Annotated in this window: 17 protein-coding genes; 4 read left to right on the top strand and 13 right to left on the bottom strand. The window is 63.2% G+C overall.

The window, feature by feature from the left end; all coding sequences use genetic code 11:
* Window positions 1-208: 208 nt before the first annotated feature.
* The 12 genes from VMW12_05960 to VMW12_06015 form a co-directional block, all read right to left on the bottom strand.
* Window positions 209-646: a hypothetical protein gene (locus VMW12_05960; GenBank protein HUZ49273.1), complete on the bottom strand. Its 438-nt coding sequence runs from the start codon at window positions 644-646 to the stop codon at window positions 209-211.
* 4 nt (window positions 647-650) lie between these two features.
* Window positions 651-1,601 (bottom strand): bifunctional hydroxymethylpyrimidine kinase/phosphomethylpyrimidine kinase, encoded by a 951-nt coding sequence (locus VMW12_05965; protein ID HUZ49274.1) that lies wholly within the window; start codon window positions 1,599-1,601, stop codon window positions 651-653.
* Complete coding sequence (gene thiL / locus VMW12_05970) at window positions 1,598-2,599, bottom strand: thiamine-phosphate kinase (protein HUZ49275.1); 1,002 nt, start codon at window positions 2,597-2,599, stop codon at window positions 1,598-1,600. The genes VMW12_05965 and thiL overlap by 4 nt, the downstream gene beginning before the upstream one ends.
* Before the next feature lie 7 nt (window positions 2,600-2,606).
* Window positions 2,607-3,266, bottom strand: coding sequence for a ribulose-phosphate 3-epimerase (rpe, locus tag VMW12_05975; protein HUZ49276.1), 660 nt, complete (start codon window positions 3,264-3,266; stop codon window positions 2,607-2,609).
* A complete protein-coding gene (locus VMW12_05980; GenBank protein HUZ49277.1) occupies window positions 3,266-4,291 on the bottom strand; it encodes a PASTA domain-containing protein in 1,026 nt (341 codons plus the stop codon). Before VMW12_05980 ends, rpe begins: the two co-directional genes overlap by 1 nt.
* 41 nt (window positions 4,292-4,332) lie before the next feature.
* Window positions 4,333-5,079, bottom strand: coding sequence for a YebC/PmpR family DNA-binding transcriptional regulator (locus VMW12_05985; protein HUZ49278.1), 747 nt, complete (start codon window positions 5,077-5,079; stop codon window positions 4,333-4,335).
* 16 nt (window positions 5,080-5,095) lie between these two features.
* Window positions 5,096-8,374, bottom strand: a complete 3,279-nt coding sequence (locus tag VMW12_05990) for a phospholipid carrier-dependent glycosyltransferase (GenBank protein ID HUZ49279.1) — start codon at window positions 8,372-8,374, stop codon at window positions 5,096-5,098.
* A gap of 45 nt (window positions 8,375-8,419) precedes the next feature.
* Window positions 8,420-9,346 carry a polyprenyl synthetase family protein gene (locus VMW12_05995; protein ID HUZ49280.1) on the bottom strand — a complete coding sequence of 309 codons (927 nt, stop codon included), beginning with the start codon at window positions 9,344-9,346 and terminating at the stop codon, window positions 8,420-8,422.
* A 37-nt stretch (window positions 9,347-9,383) separates the two neighbouring features.
* A complete protein-coding gene (gene ispH, locus VMW12_06000) occupies window positions 9,384-10,226 on the bottom strand; it encodes a 4-hydroxy-3-methylbut-2-enyl diphosphate reductase (GenBank protein ID HUZ49281.1) in 843 nt (280 codons plus the stop codon).
* The gene (locus VMW12_06005; GenBank protein ID HUZ49282.1) at window positions 10,213-10,809 is read right to left on the bottom strand and encodes a lysophospholipid acyltransferase family protein; all 597 of its coding nucleotides are present in this window, start codon (window positions 10,807-10,809) and stop codon (window positions 10,213-10,215) included. Before VMW12_06005 ends, ispH begins: the two co-directional genes overlap by 14 nt.
* The gene (gene cmk, locus VMW12_06010) at window positions 10,806-11,495 is read right to left on the bottom strand and encodes a (d)CMP kinase (protein HUZ49283.1); all 690 of its coding nucleotides are present in this window, start codon (window positions 11,493-11,495) and stop codon (window positions 10,806-10,808) included. Before cmk ends, VMW12_06005 begins: the two co-directional genes overlap by 4 nt.
* A gap of 76 nt (window positions 11,496-11,571) precedes the next feature.
* On the bottom strand, window positions 11,572-11,982 hold the full coding sequence (locus tag VMW12_06015) for an STAS domain-containing protein (protein HUZ49284.1): 411 nt from the start codon (window positions 11,980-11,982) through the stop codon (window positions 11,572-11,574).
* A 153-nt stretch (window positions 11,983-12,135) separates the two neighbouring features.
* On the opposite strand from VMW12_06015, the gene radA reads away from it, so the two are divergent.
* Genes radA through VMW12_06035 form a run of 4 tightly spaced genes read left to right on the top strand, consistent with a single transcriptional unit; the run spans window position 12,136 to window position 18,538 of the window.
* Window positions 12,136-13,479 (top strand): DNA repair protein RadA, encoded by a 1,344-nt coding sequence (gene radA / locus VMW12_06020; GenBank protein HUZ49285.1) that lies wholly within the window; start codon window positions 12,136-12,138, stop codon window positions 13,477-13,479.
* A 9-nt stretch (window positions 13,480-13,488) separates the two neighbouring features.
* Entirely contained in the window at window positions 13,489-14,364 is an 876-nt protein-coding gene (gene ftcD, locus VMW12_06025; GenBank protein HUZ49286.1) for a glutamate formimidoyltransferase, read from the top strand.
* Window positions 14,361-17,045, top strand: coding sequence for a pitrilysin family protein (locus tag VMW12_06030; GenBank protein HUZ49287.1), 2,685 nt, complete (start codon window positions 14,361-14,363; stop codon window positions 17,043-17,045). Before ftcD ends, VMW12_06030 begins: the two co-directional genes overlap by 4 nt.
* Before the next feature lie 2 nt (window positions 17,046-17,047).
* Window positions 17,048-18,538: an alkaline phosphatase family protein gene (locus tag VMW12_06035; GenBank protein ID HUZ49288.1), complete on the top strand. Its 1,491-nt coding sequence runs from the start codon at window positions 17,048-17,050 to the stop codon at window positions 18,536-18,538.
* 196 nt (window positions 18,539-18,734) lie between these two features.
* On the opposite strand, the gene VMW12_06040 is transcribed toward VMW12_06035, so the two are convergent.
* Window positions 18,735-19,382, bottom strand: coding sequence for a hypothetical protein (locus VMW12_06040; protein HUZ49289.1), 648 nt, complete (start codon window positions 19,380-19,382; stop codon window positions 18,735-18,737).
* Window positions 19,383-19,408: the final 26 nt, after the last annotated feature.

The raw sequence follows: 19,408 nt of genomic DNA on the forward strand, positions 1-19,408 counted from the left end.
GATACCGTTCGATCGGCTCGTCAAAGTTGGTGCGGCCGCTGATCTGCGTGGCGGGCTTTCGGGCCCAAGGATGCGCACAGCGTGCCGACACCGTGTGGGGGGCGTTCTACGCCCTCCACTTCACATCATATGAGGATGCGCGTCGACGAACGTTTCTCCACAGAGGGGACTACTGCAGCGTTCCGTCACCGCACGGACGACGAACGCCCTACGTCCGCAGCCGATCTAAATGCGAAAGATCCGCGAGGGCACGCGAGAGCGACTCCGGCTCGAGCGTAATCAAAAATTCGAGGCGGACGTGCGATGTGCCGATGCTCTTGAGGAGCACCGCGCAAAGAACGGGGCCGCGGCGGCTCGGTGCAAAGGAGAGCTCCAGCAATCCGCCCGCAATCGAAAACGCCCCGGGCGGCCCGTTGCCTGAATTGATCTCGGCCAGGTATGCGCGCAACTCGGCCAGCTCGCCCACGCGAATGGAATAGCCGAAGGTCGCATGCACGGGCGGCGCGCTCGCATGGACGCGGCAGGCGAGCAGATCGAGGCCGTCCGGCTCGGCGACATCCGGATGCTCGTAATCCACCACTTCGAGCCGAAGATGCGGTTTGCGCTCGTCGCTTCCTAGGAGTACATCGAACGATGCGGAGCTCATGGGGCTAGCCGTAAATGATCTTATGTTTTGGCGGCGCGAACTTCAACCGCGGACCATCCTCGGCGGTGGCCTTGAGCGCTTCGCTCTCCACGTTCGAGCGCTCGCAGAAGCGCATGGTTCGGTCGTCGTCGACCTGGTAACCCAGCGGATTCCACTTCGCGAGCGCGCCGATCGGATCGACCGTCGAGCCGCCGTACGGCGTCGTGTTGGCGACGGCTCGCGAACAGAGCGCGGTGGTCAAGAGCGTAGCCGCAAACGGCGAGCCGCCGAGCGCACAGAACGCGCCGATGCCGGCCGCAAACACGTCGCCCGCGCCGTGGGCCTGATAGACCGGAAAGTATGGGCCCCAAATACGGTAATAGCTATAACCGTTGGTGAAGAGCGTCTTCATCCGATGGCGTTCGGCATCGCGCTCGAATGAGGTGATGATGACGGCTTGCGGACCGAGATCGAAAATGCCGTTGAGGTAGGCGTGCTCGGACATCGCGCGATCGCCCGTTCCGAGGAGTACCTCGGCCTCGAAGCGATTCGGCGTGACGATCTGTGAGATCGGCAACAGCAATTCACGGATCGAACGAGCGGTCTCTTCGCTGACGTAGAGCCCTTTCTGATAATCGCCGATCACCGGGTCCAGCAAGACCACGCCTTTGTATTCGCGCAGCTCGGCTGCGACGATATCGACGTGCATCGGCTTGGGAAGATAGCCGATCACGATCACGCCCGGGCGCTGGCTTACGACGAATGCGACGTCTCGACGAAATTGCTGCGGGTCGGCGATCGCGCTGGTGCGGCCCGCAATGCCTCCGCGCGCGCTTGCGAACATCGACTGCGCGTGAACGACGCGCGCGCCCAAGGCGTTGGCAACCGCAAAAACTGCTTGATTGCCTAAAAAGCCCATCGCAACGCTATTTTGAATGCTGCCGACTAGCGGATAATTTGGAACGTCGTCATTCATGCTTCGAAGTGATCCCAACCGGAGCGAACGAGTGGTACGTGCTCTGCGCCCTTCAGCACCACCAGCCCCATTGCCTTGGTCAGCGTACCGATGCGGCGGAGCGGTCGCCCGAAATGTGCCGCGAACCGCATGGCCAAATGTGGGAATGCCCGCGGTGCGATCGCCACGAGCAGTTCGAAATCTTCCCCGCCACGCACGGCGGCATCGATCGGGTCTTCGCCCTGCATCGTCGCAAGCGCGAGCGCGGACGGCGCGACCGGCACCGCGTCCACGATAGCGCCCACGCGGCTGGCCGCACAGAGGCGATCGAGGTCGGTCGAGAGTCCGTCCGAGCAGTCCATCATCGCGTGCACGTGACGGCTGGCCGCAAGCCAGGCGCCCTCGCGCAGTCGCGGTAGCGGGTGACGGTGCGCGAGCAATGCGGCCTGCGCCACATCGTGCGGCAGCGTTACCGATCCTAGCGCGACCTGCAAACCGGCCGAGCTTGCGCCGAGCTCGCCGGTTACGGCGAGGACGTCGCCGGCATATCCGCCGGAGCGTAGCTTCAGATTGCTCGCGCGCACCTCGCCGACCGCCGTGATCGCGATCGTCAGCATCGGCGTCCGTACGAGGTCGCCGCCGGCGATCGCCATGCCGCTTGCGCGCGCGCAGTCCGCCATGCCGCGGTACAGAGCCAGGATATCGTCTCGCGTGCTCTGAGGACTGACCCCTAGCGAAACCGTCGCGAGCACCGGGCGCGCTCCCATTGCCGCAAGGTCGCTCGCGTTTGCCGCCATCGAGCGCCAGCCGGCATCCTCCAACGTCATCGTTGCCCGCGTAAAGTGCACGCCTTCGATGCACGCGTCACTTGTGATAACGCTGCGATGCGAGCGCGACGGCTGCCACACCGCTGCGTCATCCCCGATGCCGACCAGTAGCCGCGCGTCCGCATTCGATGCGACGATCGATTCGATCGCGGCAACCAGGTCGTCTTCGCGCAGGCCGCGCAGGCCGCTCACGCCGGGCTCAGGCCTGCGCAAGAATCGTCCGCATCGCCTCGAGCGCCGCGCCGGGATCGGGCGTATCGAAAATGCTCGAACCGATCACGAACGTATCGGCTCCGGCCGCGACGACGTCGCGCAAATTGGAGGCACCGATGCCGCCGTCTACTTCCAGCATGCAGCCCGGATTGCGCGCGTCGATCAGCGCGCGAGCTTGGCGAATTTTCTCGTACGATCGCGGGATGAAGCTCTGGCCGCCGAAGCCCGGATTGACGCTCATGATCAACACCAGGTCGCAATCTTCGATGATATCCTCGAGCATGGCGACGGGCGTCTGCGGACAGAGCGAGATGCCGGCCTTCGCACCGATCGAACGCAGATGTGCGAGCAGTCGCTGGGCGTGGTCGGTCGCTTCGTAATGAAAAGTGATGATGTCGGCGCCGGCTTTGCGAAACGCGTCGACGTACCGTTCCGGCTCGACGATCATGAGGTGACAGTCGAACGGCAGCGGCGAGAGCTTGCGCAAGTCACCGATGATTTTTGGACCCCAGGTAAGGTTGGGAACGAATCGGCCGTCCATCACGTCCAGGTGCAGTTGATCCGCGCCGGCGGACTGGACGGCCTGGATCTGCGCGCGGATGTCGGCAAAATCGGCCGACAGTAGCGATGGCGCTATGCGTAGCATCAGGGTCCTCCGGGCGACGGCGTAGGATGCGGTTTTTGATGGTAGATCACCGCAGGCTCGTTGCCGAGCCGCGTCTCGCCCACCAGCGCGCCGTCGACGAACAAATCGACGACCGACGTGCCGACGGCGGTAACCGTGAAGTCGAGCTTCTGCCCGGGCTGCGCGTATGCCCGATAGGCGTCGTACGACCCCGTCGCATCGCGCACCATCAATCGGACGTTTACCGATGCGCCCGGCGCCAAGTTTTCCGGTACCGGAACCGACGCGAGCACGTGCACCTGACGGATGATGTACCCGGATTCGTTCGGGCCCGCGCTCACCTGCAGCGAAACCGGTTGGAACGAGCCGATCTTGCTTCCCGCCGCAGGCGTTTGCCGCGCAACCTTTCCATGCGCGGGCCCGTGCACGCCGAGCGGCGTCCAAACGATCTGCCCAAGCTTGATGCCGTTCTTCCCGGCAAGCGCTCGCGCTTGCTCGATCGACATCCCCACGAAATTCGGGACGGGCAGACTGCTCGCGCCGCCCTTGCTCACGACGAGATTGACCGTATCGCCTTCGATGACGTTGGTGAGCGGCGCGGGGTCCTGTGAAATCACGTGCCCCTGCGGAATCACGTCGTTCTTTTCGTAGGTCACTTTGCCGAGTTGCACGCGCGAGCGCGAAAGGTCGAGGGAGACCTCACGCATCGACTGATAACGCAGATCCGGCATTAAACGAGAAAAGACGCCGTCGCTGACGACGAACGACATCTGACGCCCCGGACGCACTTGCGTACCGGCGTCCGGACGTTGATTGATGATGACGCCCTTGGGATAGCGATCGCTGATCGCGCGATCGATGACGCGCGCTCCGAGCTTGAGCCGGCGCGCCTCGGCATCTGCATCGCCCTGCGTTTGGCCCACAAACGACGGCACGGTAACGGTGTTAGCCGGCGGCAACAAGAAGTCGGCGATGGCGTGACCGAACCACACGAGCACGCCGACAAAGCAGGCGAGAACGATGGGGAACACCCAGTCGCGCGGCACGTACTCGTGCAGCGTCGCGCGCCAATCCCGCCGTTGCAGGCTCAGGCGAGTGCCTCCATCGCAGCGTCGCTGACATCGAGATTGCTGAACACCCGCTGGACGTCGTCGTTGTCTTCAATCGCATCCAGAAATGCCAGCGCCGCCTCGAGCTCGGGGCCCTGCGGGCTCACGCGCTGCTTCGCGCGCATGCCTAAATACGCCGCCGAGATTTTAAAGCCGCGCTCGCGCAATGCATCGCGCGTGGACGTTAGCGACGCGGATTCCGCGTAGATCGAGGCGATCGGCTCGCCGTATTCGAGATCGATCACTCCCTCGACCAGCGCATCTTCGGTGAGGCGATCTTCGGAGCGTCCGCGCGCGTCGACTTCGATAATGCCAACGGCGTCGAACATCCAGCCGACGCTCCCGGTTTCACCCAGAGTTCCGCCGTTCTTCATAAAGAGAAAACGCAATTCGCCCGCGGTCCGATTGCGATTGTCGGTGGCGGCGTCGACGACGACGGCCAAGCCGTCCGGGCCATATCCCTCGTAGCGAAGTTCCTCGATCTCTTTCTCGCCGCTACCGCCCGCCCCGCGCGCGATCGCGCGCTTGATGTTATCGGCCGGCATATTGTTCTCTTTGGCCTTTTCGACCGCCATTTTAAGGCGGTAGTTGGCCTCCGGGTCGGGCGACCCGGATTTTGCCGCGAGAATGATTTCTTTGCTCAGTTTGGTAAAACGGGCGCCACGCTGCGCATCGACTTTGCCCTTGCGCAGCTTGATGTTGTGCCACTTCGAATGTCCAGACATGGTTGTACCCTCTTCGCTACCCGGGCCCGACGATCCACTTGCTGAACCACATCCGCGCGTGCCAGGCGTTCCAGGTGATCGGCGAGGCCGCGAGGATGGGGTAGAAAAAGACGAATGCCCCGGCGATCAGCGCGACGTAGCCGCCGACCGCGATACCGCCCCACAATCGGCCGTTTTTGCCCCGGCTGGCGCCATACTGCCATACGCGCTGTAAAACGATCGCGTTACAGAGACAGATCAGCGGTATGTCGACATAAAAATGATAGGCGAACGTGATGCGCGGAGATTTCATCCACGGCAGCCACTGTAAGAGGTAGGTGACGACGATCAGCGCGTACCCCTTATTGCGCTCTCGCCATGCCAGATACCCGACCAGCGGTACGCAGAGTAGCCCGAACCACATATTGAGCGGGTTGGGCATCGAGGTAATCTCGGTCACGCAACAGGCCTTCGGGTCCTGCTGGTTCACGCGATGGTCCTGATAGTAGTAGGCGATCGGCACGTAATCCAACGGCCACTCCCACCACTTCGAGGAGTAGGGATGAGTCGCTTTGAGCGTGTCGTGATACTCGAACATCGAGTACTGACGGTAGACGACGTCGTTGAAATTTTGGATGTCGCCGGGCGCGTGACGCATGAGATCCGGCGTCCAGACCAGCGCGTAGACGCTCGCGCTGACGAAGAGAATCGCGATCAGCGCGCCGTCGAGACGAAATCCGCGCGGGTTACCCCAGAGCGTCGGACGCCCCTTAAATACGGTGCGTTGCAGCCAAATGCCGATCAACACCAAGAAGCTGACCCCAAAGCCCATGACGCCGTACCATTTTGCGCTCACGAGCAGGCCGAGCGCGATGGTGAATAGCACCAGCCAGAGCCTGGCCGAACGGCCGCTCTCGCTTCCCACCGCCGACGTCGAACGATTTTTCGCGTAGGTCGCTTCTCCGAACGGCGAGCGATACCCGACGCTGCCGTCGCGATGGTACTCAATGGAAAGGTCGCCGGACCCGTAAGCGAGCTCGCCGTTTCGTACCTGCGAGCGTTCTCCGCGCTGCGCGCTCTTCGTCGCGGTATCCAGCACGCCGCCGTCGGCCGCGTACATCGTCAGCGTTCGCTCGTCGCCCAACGCATACGAGCCCTCACCGAACGTCGACTCGATTTTTCCGTCACTGAAAAGCCGCGGGAATACGACGTAACGGACCAGCAAGTACGCGCCCAAGCTCACGTAGCAAATCGTGATGATCGAAGTCGCAAAATCGGGTGACGCGACGTTCGGCGGTGGAACCAGGAGCTTCCACGCTCCGAGAAAGAGCCCGCCGAAAACGAGCGAAGCGATCGCGCCTAGCGCAAAGGCGTATGGCGGTACCTCGACGTGGACGCGCTCGTTTGTCTGCGAGGCGATCCAGAACCGATAGAATGCGTAGACGGCGAGCAACGAGAAAAATACGACGAAGCCTTCCGGCGTCGCAATACGCGATTGCACGAAGTGCATGCCGTCCAGGCTTAGCAGCACCGCTGCGATTGCCGCGAAAACCGTGGACCCCGTGATCCGTTTGGCGAACGCGTAGAGCAGCATGACGACCAACGCTCCGAAGACGACGTCCAGAAAACGCCAGCCGTAGGAGTTATCGCCGTTGGGCATGTGCCCGATGATCGCGTTCAGCCCGGTCCAGCCGCCGAGCCCGTGGCCGTGCGGCATACCGCCGAAGAGCATCACCGAAAGCGTCACCAGTAACTTGGAAAACGGCGGGTGCGTATTTTCGTAGATACGCAGGTTCTGCAAGTACTCTTCGGCCGCCCGAGCAAAGTAAATTTCGTCGAAAATCTTTCCGCTCGGGTACGCGTAGTTTACGAACGACAGGATGAACGTTCCCACGCCGATCGCACCCATCACGATGTAATCGAGCGGAGCGCGCATCGCCCGCAATCCCTCACTGGGATCGAACCAGTCAGCGGGCCTCAACCAAGACGGCCACATTCTTCCGTACGCGGCGCTTTGCCCGTGCGGCATCCCCATACCCTCGCGCGCGGGGCCACCGAGAAAGAGATAGCCCAGCACGAAAAACGTCCCAACCGCAAGCAACGAGTACACCGACGTGATCGCTCCCCACACGTTGTGGGGGTCGATGCCCGGCGTATGCGCGTTCATCACGGTGAGGTAGTCCAACGAGTATTTGAGGTTCGCGTAAAGCACGACGGAGAGCAGGACGACCCCCCATAGGTAGCGCCTCGCAAGCGGGATGCAAGCGATCGCAAAGAGCAAGCCGTCAAACATATAACGCTCGTGCATGCGCGTCGCCAGGATAAAGAACGCGAGCAGCGAGATCGCACAGGACTCCAGCATCGCCTGAGGAGTGCGATCGTAGATGTAGCGCCACACGATCAGTCCCAGCGCCGCGAGCACCAATCCGGTTCCCCAAATAACCTGGGGCAATCCGAGAATCAACCGGCTGTCCGGGACCCAAAACGTGCCCTTGATCGCCCACAAATTGAACGCGTTGACCGAGTTATAGGAATAGACGCTCGAACCGAATTCGTATTGATGGAGCAGCCAGCTAAAGACCGCTATCGGGTTTCCGGAATGGAACGGCACGCTGAGCGCGTACGTCAACACGAACGCAGCGCCGATGCCGATGGCGGTCGCTGTGACGCGCGCCTTTCGGCGCGCCGGATTCACAAACGCGAACGCGATAAAGATCGGGATCAGGACCGCCGACTGGGGCTTGATCAATAGCGAATAGGCGAAGACCAGCCATGCGCCCACGATCCAGAGCGACGGGCGATTCGATTCGCCGTCCTCACTCTTGAGCAGAAAATACGCGGCCAAGAGCGCCAGCCCGCCGGCCAGCGAATCGATCTGCCCCCACAGCGCGGAGATAAAGATCGTCACCGGATTGAGAACGTAGATCGCGGCGGCTGCAAAGGCCCATCTCTGCGGCGCAAATCGGCAGCCTATTGCGTAGACGAGCCAACCCACCCCAAGATCCGCCAGGATCGCGGGCAACTTGACCATCGCGGCCAGCACCGCATAGCCCCCGTCGTGCGCGCGGAAGAGCGCGTTCCAAATCGATCCGACGATCCCGAGCACGTAAAAATAACCCGGCGGATAATCGGCAAAGCTGGTCTTGGAGTAAAACGCGGCATATCCGTGATCGACGAGCGAAATCGCCCACGCTTCAAACGTGACGACATCGTTTCGAAATCCCTGATTTTGGATGTAGATCAGTCGGATCGCAAGGCCCGCGAGCAGCAAGATCGCCATCGCCGGCCTCGGAAGCGCCCGCTCTGGGACGGACATGCGAACGTTCGCCGTGGCTTTCACCTGGATGGGGCCCTCCTACTCTTACGCGGGGACGAGCGTCCCCAACAGATACGCGCGCAGGCCTTGCTCCGGGTGGCGCTCCACGACCGCCATAGGTTCTGCGACCGCCCGCCGCGCGGCCTCTCTGGCCCCCAGATCGTCGAGCGCGCCGACGACGCGTTCGACCTCGGAGGCGTCCAGCGCGCGGCCGGCCGCGTAGGCGGATGCAATGGCGTCACGAGCCGGCGATGCGGGCTGGGCCAGCGCCCAGACGACGGGGAACGTCCATTTGCGCCGCGCGATGTCGTTGCCGGCGGTCTTGCCGGTCGCATCGGCCGATCCCCATATTCCCTGGATGTCGTCCTGAATCTGAAAGGCGATGCCGTAGGCATGCCCGAGCCGCCGATAGGCGGCGATCGCATCCGGTTGCGCGCCGGCCGTGTGCGCGCCGAGCGCGCAGGAAGCCTCGAATAACGCCGCGGTCTTGCAAGCGATCATGCGATGGTATTCGCCGATGTCGACGTGGGTCGCCGATTCGAACCGTAAATCGAGCGATTGGCCGTCGCACATGATGCCGTGCGCTCCATGCAAATGCTCGATCATCGCGAGCACGCGCCCCGCCTCGTGAAGCCTGGCCGCACGGGCGAGGGTGAGAAAACTCAGGGCGCACATCGCATCGCCGGTATTGATCGCCTGCGCGATCCCGTCGCGAGCCCATAGCGTCCGCCGCCCGTGGCGCAACTCATCGCGATCTTCGATGTCGTCGTGAACCAGCGAATAGTTGTGCAGAATCTCCACCGCGCTCGCGGCATCGAGCGCCGCTTCGAGCTTGGCGCCCAGGGCGAGGGCCACGCGCAATACCATCTGCGGGCGCAGGCGTTTGCCGCGCCGCGCCGGGCCATACGAACCGTAGCCGAAGTGGTACAAAAGCATATCGGAGATCACGTCCGATCCCCGATACTCGGTCACGCAGGCTTCGAGATGTCGCTCGAACCGATCGAGCGCGTCAGGCGGGTTGACGGCTGAGTTCCTCCATGCGCGCCTGCACTTCGTCCACCAGCCATCCCGGCGTTGAAGCGCCCGACATCAGGCCTGCGACTTTCACCCCGTCGAACCACTGCGGCTGCAATTCCGAGGGGCCTTCGATGTGGAACGACCGGGCGCCGTGCGATTCGGAGAGTTCGGCAAGATGCTTGGTGTTCGCGGAGGTTTTGCCGCCGACCACGATCATCACGTCCACTTCCTGCGCGAGACGCGAAGCCTCGCTCTGCCGATTATTCGTATCGGTACAAATCGTATTGACTGCCCGCACTTCGTAGTATTTCTCGGTGAGCGCTTTGACGATCTCCGTAAAGCGCGCGCGAGAGTACGTCGACTGGACGACCACGCCCACCCGGCTTCCGCGAGGAAGGGTGGCGACGTCTTCGACCGTCTCGATGCACCAAGCGCCGGGAACGTGGCTCAAGGTCCCTTTGACTTCGGGGTGATTCGGGTCGCCGACGACGATGATTTTGCAGCCGTCCGCTTTGAGTTTCTCGGCTTGCACGTGAATCTTGGTGACCATCGGGCAGGTCGCGTCGATCACGTCCAGGCCTTTGGCTTGCGCTTTTTCGAAGACCTCGACCGGCAATCCGTGAGCGCGCACGAAGAGCGCGCCGCCCTCCACTTCGTCGACCGAATTCGCATTTTTCAAGCCGCGACGCCCGAGCGAGTCGACCATTTGCGGGTTGTGCACCACGTGGCCGAGCGTCGTCACGTCGTTGCGCGACCCGATCGCCTCTTCGGCCTTCTTGACCGTGATGGCAACGCCGAAACAGAATCCTTGAACTTTGGCCTTACGAATTTCCACCGATGTTCTCCGCGAGCGCGCGAATGGCGCTCATGACGTCGTCTGTGAACTTCGCCAAATCATCACGAGTTGCTTTCCGGTCCGATGGCAGCCGTAAAGGCGTTCCAAAAGCGACTTTGATCTTACCGAGCGACCGCGCGTGATTGCTACCGACGATGCAGGCCGGTACGACGGGCGCTTTGCCGAGCGACGCGAGCAAGGCAACGCCCTGACGGGCCTCGACGTCGCCCTCCAGATTGCGCGTGCCCTCCGGAAAGATGCCGATGCAGCCACCCGTCCGCAGCACCTCCACCGAGCGCTTGATCGCGGCGGTCGGGGTCCCCTCGCGGTCGACCGGATAGGCTCCTACCGCGCGGATCGCGGCTCCCAACACGGGAATATCGAAGAGTTGCTTCTTCGCCATGAAATGGATCTGGCGCGGGCAGAACGAGCCCATCACGGGCGGGTCTAGGTACGAAACGTGATTGCATGCGACGATCAGCGGGCCGTCGAGCGGAACGTGCTCGACGCCGGTCGCCTGCGCTCGCCAGAGGATCCGACTGATGGCCCGAATCGTATGGCTCGCGCCCCAGTACAGACTCACCGCGACCGCTCGACGATTGCGGCAATCTCTTCGAGGACGCGCTCGATCCCAATCGCACTCGAATCGACGATGTGCGCGTCGGGCGCCGGGACTAGCGGCGAAACCGCGCGACTACGATCGAGCCGATCGCGTTCCTCGATCTCCTCGGCCAACCGGTGCTCGTTGACGTCCACGCCCGCTGCCTCCAACTGCACGCGGCGTCGCTCGACACGCGCGCCGACCGACGCGGTCAAGAAAATTTTCACCTGCGCGAGCGGCAGTACCACCGTTCCGATGTCTCGCCCCGCCATCACGACCGGACCTTCTTGCGCGATGCGCCGCTGCGCGTGGACCATCGCTTCGCGGATCTTCGGATGCGCGGCGATCGTCGAAACGATAGCCGTCACTTCGTTCGACTGCAAGACCGCCTCGCCGAGTTCGCGATCGCCCGCGAAAATGCGAAATCCTAACGGCGCGGCTGCGTCGGAGCTTACGCGAATCTCGTGTTGCTCGAGCAGCCGCAACAACGCCCCCTCGTTGTCCGCTTCATTGCGCGTCTGCAGCGCTAAATACGCGAGCGCGCGATACATCGCACCCGTGTCGAGATAGAGGATGCGAAGCTGGGATGCAAGGCGACGCGCGACCGTGGTCTTGCCCGATGCGGCGGGGCCGTCGATCGCGATCTGGAGGTGGGCCGGGATGCTCATCGCCGCCGCGCTTTCGCTTAGGGAAGCTCGCTGCCCCGCCACGCGGCGCAACCGTCCCGCGGCGGTCGCATCGGCGCTAGAAAAACACCCAGCGTCCGCCTTCGGGCCCTTCCTCCCGGTAGATCGCAATCGCCGAGGATGCGGACTCGGCGTCCAAGCCAGCAGGCGGCCCGACCGGCCGATCCAGCAATTCGTCGGGCTGCGCCGGCGGAAAGATCGTGTCCAGGCCGGTGATGTGCAATATCCGGGCAATCGCCTGCGTCGGCTCGAACAACAGGCGCGGCGCGGCGTCGCTCGTCCGCGCGCGGTCGCTGTGAAAGCGCGTGAAGCAGCGCAACACGGTTGAATCCATGTACGTCATGTAGCGCAGGTCGAGGATGGCCGTCCGCGCCCCCGCAATCGTGGTCAGAGCCGCATCGAGCCGATCCTGATCGGCGAGGTCAAACTCGCCGCGCAGATACGCCAAGCCGTAGTCGAAGGTAGACATGCATACGCCTTTTCTCACGCATCGACCCTAGGGCGCGAAGCGAGGCACCTATCGTAGCATCCCGATGCGATAAAATGCGCCGCCTCCAGATTATTGGAGGCACCGCATGCAGAATCGAGGCGCCTAAACCCTCGACGCCTAACTAGCGTCGGTGTGGCCAAAACGCGCGCGGTATATTTTTGCAATGCCTGCGGTTTCGAAGCGCCGCGCTGGCTCGGGCGTTGCCCGCAGTGCGAAGCTTGGAACTCCTTCGACGAACGAGCCTTTTCGGTCGCGGCGCCGCGAGCGGGCCGCGCGGCTGCCGCACCGCGGCAAGCAGCGGTTGGCCCCATTCCGCTTCACCGAATCGACGGTGGGAAAATCGCCCGCATTCATACCGGTATGCCGGAGTTCGATGCAGTCGTCGGCGGCGGAATCGTCCCCGGAAGCCTGACCCTGGTAGGTGGGCCGCCGGGCGCCGGAAAGTCCACCCTGCTCCTGCAGATCGCCGGGCGGCTCGCGCAGGCGGGGACCGTCGTTTACGTCTGCGGCGAAGAATCCGCCGGCCAGGTCAAGCTCCGAGCCCAGCGACTCGGCGTAGCCCAAGGCGAAGCCGCCGGAGCCGACCGTTTGCTGGTGCATGCCGAGACCAATCTGCGGTCGGTCCTCGACCAACTCGAACGTATCGACCCGATCGCGGTCATCGTCGACTCGATTCAGACCGTCTGGTTGCCGGAGTCGGAGGCCTATGCGGGCAGCATCACCCAGGTTCGCGACTGCACGCAGGCGCTCATGGAGTTTTCGAAGCGCACCGGATGTGCGAGTTTTATCGTCGGACACGTCACCAAAGACGGCGCGATCGCCGGCCCGCGCCTGCTCGAGCACTTGGTCGACACCGTCCTGTACTTCGAAGGCGAATCGACCGGAGAGTATCGGATCCTGCGCGCCTACAAGAACCGCTTCGGCTCGATCGACGAGATCTGCGTGCTCTCGATGCACGATAGCGGATTGCAGGAGGTTGCCAACCCGTCGGAACTCTTTCTTGCCGGACGAGACGCCCGCCCGAGCGGTTCGTGCGTCGTTGCATCGATCGTCGGCTCGCGGCCGGTGCTAATCGAGGTGCAAGCATTGGTCGGCGAAGCCAGTTACGGGACGCCTCGGCGCCTGGCCAACAATCTCGATCAACAGCGGCTCGCGATGATTCTCGCCGTTCTGGAACGGCGCGTCGGCCTGCATCTCGGCACGCACGACGTCTACGCATCGGTGGCAGGCGGATTGCGCGTAAGCGAGCCGGCGGCAGACCTGGGCATCGCTTTAGCGATCGCGTCCTCGTTTCGCAACATTCCGCTCCCGGCCGATGCGGTGGCGTTCGGCGAACTCGGCTTATCCGGAGAAGTCCGCGCCGTGAACGCTGCGGACCGCCGCGAAGCCGAGGCTCGCAAACTCGGGTACACGACGGTCTTCTCGCCCGCGAACGCTCGCGATGTCTCCGGCGCTATTCGCAGCGCGCTCGGATAGCCCACCGTCTTGGCCACGTACGAGATCGTTCCAAATCTCTCCGAAGGGCGCGATGCCGCAACGATCGACGCGGCGATTCACGCCGTCGAACACGCGGGAGCGCGGGTGTTGCACCGCACGAGCGACCCCGTGCATCATCGCAGCGTTCTCACGATCGCCGGATCCGCACCGGCGGTACTCGAGGCGGCGGTCGCGTTGGCGGGCGTAGCGGCGGAGCGCATCGATCTGCGCGAACATCGCGGCGTGCACCCGCGCATCGGCGCGCTCGACGTGTTGCCGTTCGTTCCGCTGCAAGGCGGATCGATGGAAGAGGCGGTCTCGCTCGCGCACGCGGCCGGAACCCGAATCTGGGAGCGTTATCGTATTCCCAGCTTCTTCTATGCGCGTGCCGCGCGCTCGCCGGAGCGCACGTTACTGGCAAGCGTGCGGCGCGGCGAATTCGAAGGCCTCGAAGCGCGCTTTGCCGACCCGGCTTGGCTTCCCGATCGCGGCGATATCGCAGCCCACCCGAGCGCGGGAGCGATCGCCATCGGAGCGCGCCCGATCCTGATCGCGTTCAATATCGAATTGGCCGGCGGCGATCTGAGCATCGCGCGCGCGATCGCGAAGCAGCTGCGCGAACGAGACGGCGGCCTGCGCACGCTGCGGGCGCTGGGCCTCCGGCTGCGGGACGACTTGGTCCAAATATCGCTCAACGTCACCGATTACCACGCCACGCCGCTCCACCGCATCGTCGAACTGGTTCGAGGACTCGCACGCGCCCACGGTACGCGCGTCGTACGGAGCGAATTGATCGGACTCATGCCCCGAGAGGCCGCGGCCGCGGCCGCACATTACTACCTCGGCGTATCCCCGCCGAAACCGGAGAGTATCAGCAACTCGTGAAACGCATTTTCGTCCTCCTCGCCGCACTCTGCATCCTCACGCTCCAGGGCGCTGCGTCCGCCGCGACCGGCGGCCCCGGCGACGCCGGCATTTTCCAAACGACGCTCGCCAATGGGCTCAAGGTGGTGGTCGTCGAAGATCCGATCGCTCCGGTGGTGCAAACGGGGGTCTGGTATCGCTTCGGCTCGCTCGAGGAAACGCCGGGGAAAACCGGCCTCGCCCACGCGCTCGAACACATGATGTTTCGGGGAACGAGCCACATTTCGTCGGGCGGTCTCGACGATATCGTCACGCGCATGGGCGCGCAGATGAACGGCGAGACCAATTACGATTACACACAGTTTTACTTCGAAATGCCGGCCGACAAGCTCGACGTCGCCCTCTACATCGAGTCCGACCGCATGCAGCACCTGCTCCTGCGAGAATCCGATTGGCGCATCGAGCGCGGGGCGGTGCTCAACGAACTCGAAGGCGATTCCGGTTCGCCGTTTTTCGATTTGCTCAAGCGCGTACGCGCCGCCGCATTCCCTAACCAGCCGGCCGGGCGCGTGCCGATCGGGCACAAAGCCGACGTGGAACGGGCCACCGCGAGCGACATTGCAACCTATTATCACGAGTGGTACGCGCCGAATAACGCCACGCTCGTCGTAGCGGGCGACGTCAAACACGAAGCCGTTTTCGCTAAAGCTCGCCAATATTTCGGAGCGATTCCTTCCCGCGCGCTGCCGAAACACGAAGACGCGCGGCCGGTGCCAAGCCACGGGGCGGTGGTGCAATCGACGCTCCCATTCCCGTTCGAAGTTCTCGATCTCGCATACGCCGTACCCGGGGACACCGAGCCCGGCGAGCCGGCGATCAGCACTCTGGCGACGCTGATCGAAAATCAGCGCGGCCCGTTCTACCAGGCGCTCGTCCAGACGAACGTCGCCCTCGCCGTGCAAGCCAACTCCGACACGCAGCTCAAGGGCGGCCTGCTCGACGTCTTCATCGTTCTCAACCCAGGGCACCACGGTGACGAAGCGCAGCGCATATTTCAGAATACGATGGACGCGCAGTTGCGCGACGGGTTTAGTCCGGATATCGTCAAAGCCGCGCAGCGCCTCACCATCGCCGAGCGTCTCTTTTCGGCCGACTCCGTCGACGGCATGGGCGATTTAGCCGGATATACCTATGGCATCGTAGGCGAAAAAATCCACGATGAGGACGAGCGCCTCGCGGCGCTCACGCCCGCGACGATTCTCGCCGCGGCAAAGAAGTACTTGAGTACCCCCACCGTCGTAGGCCATCTCCTTTCCAACACCGGCCAGCCCTCGGGTTCGCAAAAGAGTACTTCGGCGGCGACCGACGATTTCTCAAAACGCGTTCCCAACGGGCCGATCATCGAACCCGCCTGGGTGCGCGCCGCCGTGCGCAAACCTACGACCGCGCAAAGCCATCTGATGCCCACGGCGTTCACGCTGCCCAACGGCATCCATGTCATCGTGCAGCAAAAAGCCGACCGCCAGACGTTCACGCTCAGCGGCGAAATAGCCGCATCGCCCGCGTTTGCGCCGGCTGGAAAGGTCGGGATCATTCGCCTCGCATCGGCGGTAGCCGATTACGGGAGCCAAGCCTACCCCTTTGCATTGCGCCACAAAACCACCGACGACTTGGGCGCATTCGTGACCACCGGCCAGAGCTTCAGCGCTCGTGGGCTGGCCGGCGATTTCGATACGATCGCGCGCGTCATCGCCGATGGCGAGGAGCACCCGACCTTTGCGGAGCCCTGGTTCTCGCTCGAGCGCGAACAACTCGCGAACAGCCTGCAAAGCGAAGCGTCGATCTCCGGGGTGATGATCGATCGCTCGTACGCGCGGCTTCTGGAAGCACCCGACGATCCGAGCCTGCGCGAAGCGACGCCCGCATCCGTCAACTCCATCACGCGCGACGATCTCCTTTCATTCACCAAAACGTACTGGCGCCCGGACCTCACCACGATTGCGGTGGTCGGAGACATTACTCCGGAGCGAGTTCGAGCGGTGCTCGGCGCGGCGTTCGCCGGCTGGCACGCGCAAGGCCCCACGCCGAACGTACACAGCAAACCGCTGCCGCCCGCGCAAGCCGGACACGACTACGTGGGGACCGACACAAATCAGGTCTACGTGCGCTTGGGCCAAGCCGCACTCTCGCGTACGAGTAAGGACTACGATACGTTCCTGGTGCTCAATCAGATACTCGGCGCAAACGGTGCGTTTGAATCGCGACTCTGGCAGGGACTGCGCCAGAAACGCGGGCTCGTCTACAGCGTAGGCAGTTCGCTCTCCACCGATGCGGATCGCGGCGATTTCCGCATCGAGTTGAGCGCACCACCCGATCATGTGGTCGAAGCGGTCCGCTTCATTCGCGAGCAACTGCGGCTGCTGCAGACGCAGCCCGTAACCCAAACGGAACTCACCGAGGCCAAGGGGCGATTGGTAAGCGGCGCACTGCTCTCCGAAGCATCGGCCGACGGACAAGTCGAGCAACTGATGGATATCGCCACCAACGACTTACCGCTGGACTATTACCGCACGTTGAACGAACGCTTTGCGCAGATCACGGCAGCCGACGTGCAACGCGTTGCGAGAACGTACCTCGATCCCAATCGATTGATTCAAGTCTACGCAGGACCGCCCGGCGTGTGGGAGTCGCAGAGCCTGTAATCGTGCCGGGGAAAGCCGTCGTTATCGCCAGCTTGGGCCTGCTGATCTGCGCGTCATCGTGCGCCGGAGCGGTTAGCCCCGGCCCTCCGGGTGCCGTTCCGGTAAACGTTCCCGCAGGCGTCGCCGCGCGCGGCTATGTCGATCACGTGGTCGTAATCGTGCAAGAGAATCGCACCTTCGACGATATCTTCGGCGGCTATCCGGGCGGCCCGACGCCCTTTGCCGGGGCCGACAGCACGATCTCCGGACCGATCGTGAACGATCTGCGCCAAGCCGGTTTCGATACCGCCGTTCCGGATAACGGCCAAGACCCGTTCCGTTGCCTGCAAGTCCACAATTTCGACGCACCAACCTGGGAAGCACTGGTCAACGGCGCTTGGCCGACGGCACCACCAGGCGGCCCCGCACCGTGTCCCACATCGGCGCCCGCAAGCAATCCGGATACGCCGTTTCGCCCGGATCGCGACGCACTCACCATTATCCGGCAAAGCGACAGGCTCGGATACTGGGGCATCGCACGGGCGTACGAACTGGGTGACGAGTTTTTTGCGGTACAGAGTTCCAATTCGTTTCCGGGGCATCAGTATATCGTGGCGCTTAATTCGCAGAACGACCTCGCGCAGCAGATCGACGATGTCCCCAGCCCATCGCCTTCTCCCGGAGCGGCGAGCGCCCCGCCACCCAACTGCGGCTCGACGGTGCCCGTCGACAGCGTCGCGACGCCGGTTCTCGATCTCGTTACCGGCTTTACCGATTGGCAACTCGAGGGTGAGACCGGCATTTGCTGGAGCGGCGTGACGTTCGCCGACCGCTTGAACGCGCGCGGCGTTAGTTGGCGGCACTACAGCACCGACTCGACGACGGGCGTCTTCGACGGCTTCATCAACTTCCGCGCGTGGTATCCGCTCACCAAAATCGTTCCCGGTTCTCCCTTCCGCATCGCGCGGACGGATCTCGAAACGGATATCCGGGGTAACGACCTGCCGCAATTCACGTGGGTCAAACCTCCGTGCATCTACTTCTCCGATCACCCCGGCACGTCGCAGAGTCCCGTCGGCGGGCAAGACTGGGTCAGCTCCGTCATCGATTGGATCGGCGAGAATCCGACGCTGTGGCCGCACACCGTTATCTTCGTCGTGTGGGACGATTGGGGCGGCTTCTACGATCACGTGACGCCGCCAAGCGCCATGCCCGGCACCATAACGCCCGGCATGCGCGAGCCGTTCTTGGTGATTTCCCCATACAATCGCGCGAACGGAACGGTGATCCATTCGACGGCAACGTACGCATCGGTGTTAAAATTCGTCGAAGACTTGTACGGCATGCAGCCGCTCAATCAACTCGACGCCAACGCGCCGGATCTCGCACCCTATTTCGATTTCCGTCCGTCGAACTCGGCGTTCCGTCCCGTGCTGCCCATCAATCCTTCGTTCAACGCGCCACGCGACTGCGCGGTCAACCCGGGCATTCCGGCGAATCAGGTCGACCGCTAGCACGCGCCAAAGGCCGTCGCGCGAGTGCTAATATTAATCGCGCAGTCCTGGACGATCGCCGGCCTGCTCGCGTTTTCGGGCCGAAACTCGCATTCCGCATCCTCGGCACTGGGACGCGCGTTGTAATCTCGTCCAGGGTGCAAGTAGCCCTACCCCAACAATAGTTGGGGTAGGCGGCGCGCCGGGGCCGGTCAGCTCAAAGCGTGTTTTCGCGAACGATCCGATCGGTCACCGTGGCCGGTAGTCCCTGTGGGAGCATCTCCATGATGACGTTCCCGTGCTTCCAGCGGCGCAGCGCAAGCGTCCACGTCTCACGATGCGTCCGCCCATCCTTTCCCTGACTAATCGCCTCAAAGTGAGTGACGGGAGGGCCGCTGATTGCAGTCGTCTCCTTGATGAGGATCCGGTAATACCGTCCGGCGATTTGCGTTTGGTAGACCAGCGCAACGCGCGCAATCGGCTGTTCGCTGACCACGTGCGCATATTGAAAAATCGTGTGCGTCGGCAGCCCAACCGGCACGACGACCCTAAATGGCATGTGCTGCTGCGCCTGCGCGATGGTAAGCCGATCGGCGCGATGAATGAGTGGTGGTAACGGTTTCGAGGAACCCTGGTTGAAGAGATGCGCGTAGCCGGCGCGTAGCACGCCGGCGGCCTGAGTAGCGATGCCGGCACTTAGCAGAATAACGAGCACTGCGCATGCGTATGCGAAGCCACGCGACCGAGGACGCGGCGGGAGGGGCGCGGCCGTCGTCGGGGCCCACGGGCCCTGAGGGCATTCGGGTACTGCCGCGCGCGCAAATCGCCGCTGCAGCGCCATTTCAATGATCTTGGGTTCATTCATGATACAGTCTCCTGTGCCGTTGGCGG

The sequence above is a fragment of the Candidatus Dormiibacterota bacterium genome (assembly GCA_035532835.1).
In the GTDB taxonomy this organism is placed as follows: domain Bacteria; phylum Vulcanimicrobiota; class Vulcanimicrobiia; order Vulcanimicrobiales; family Vulcanimicrobiaceae; genus DAHUXY01.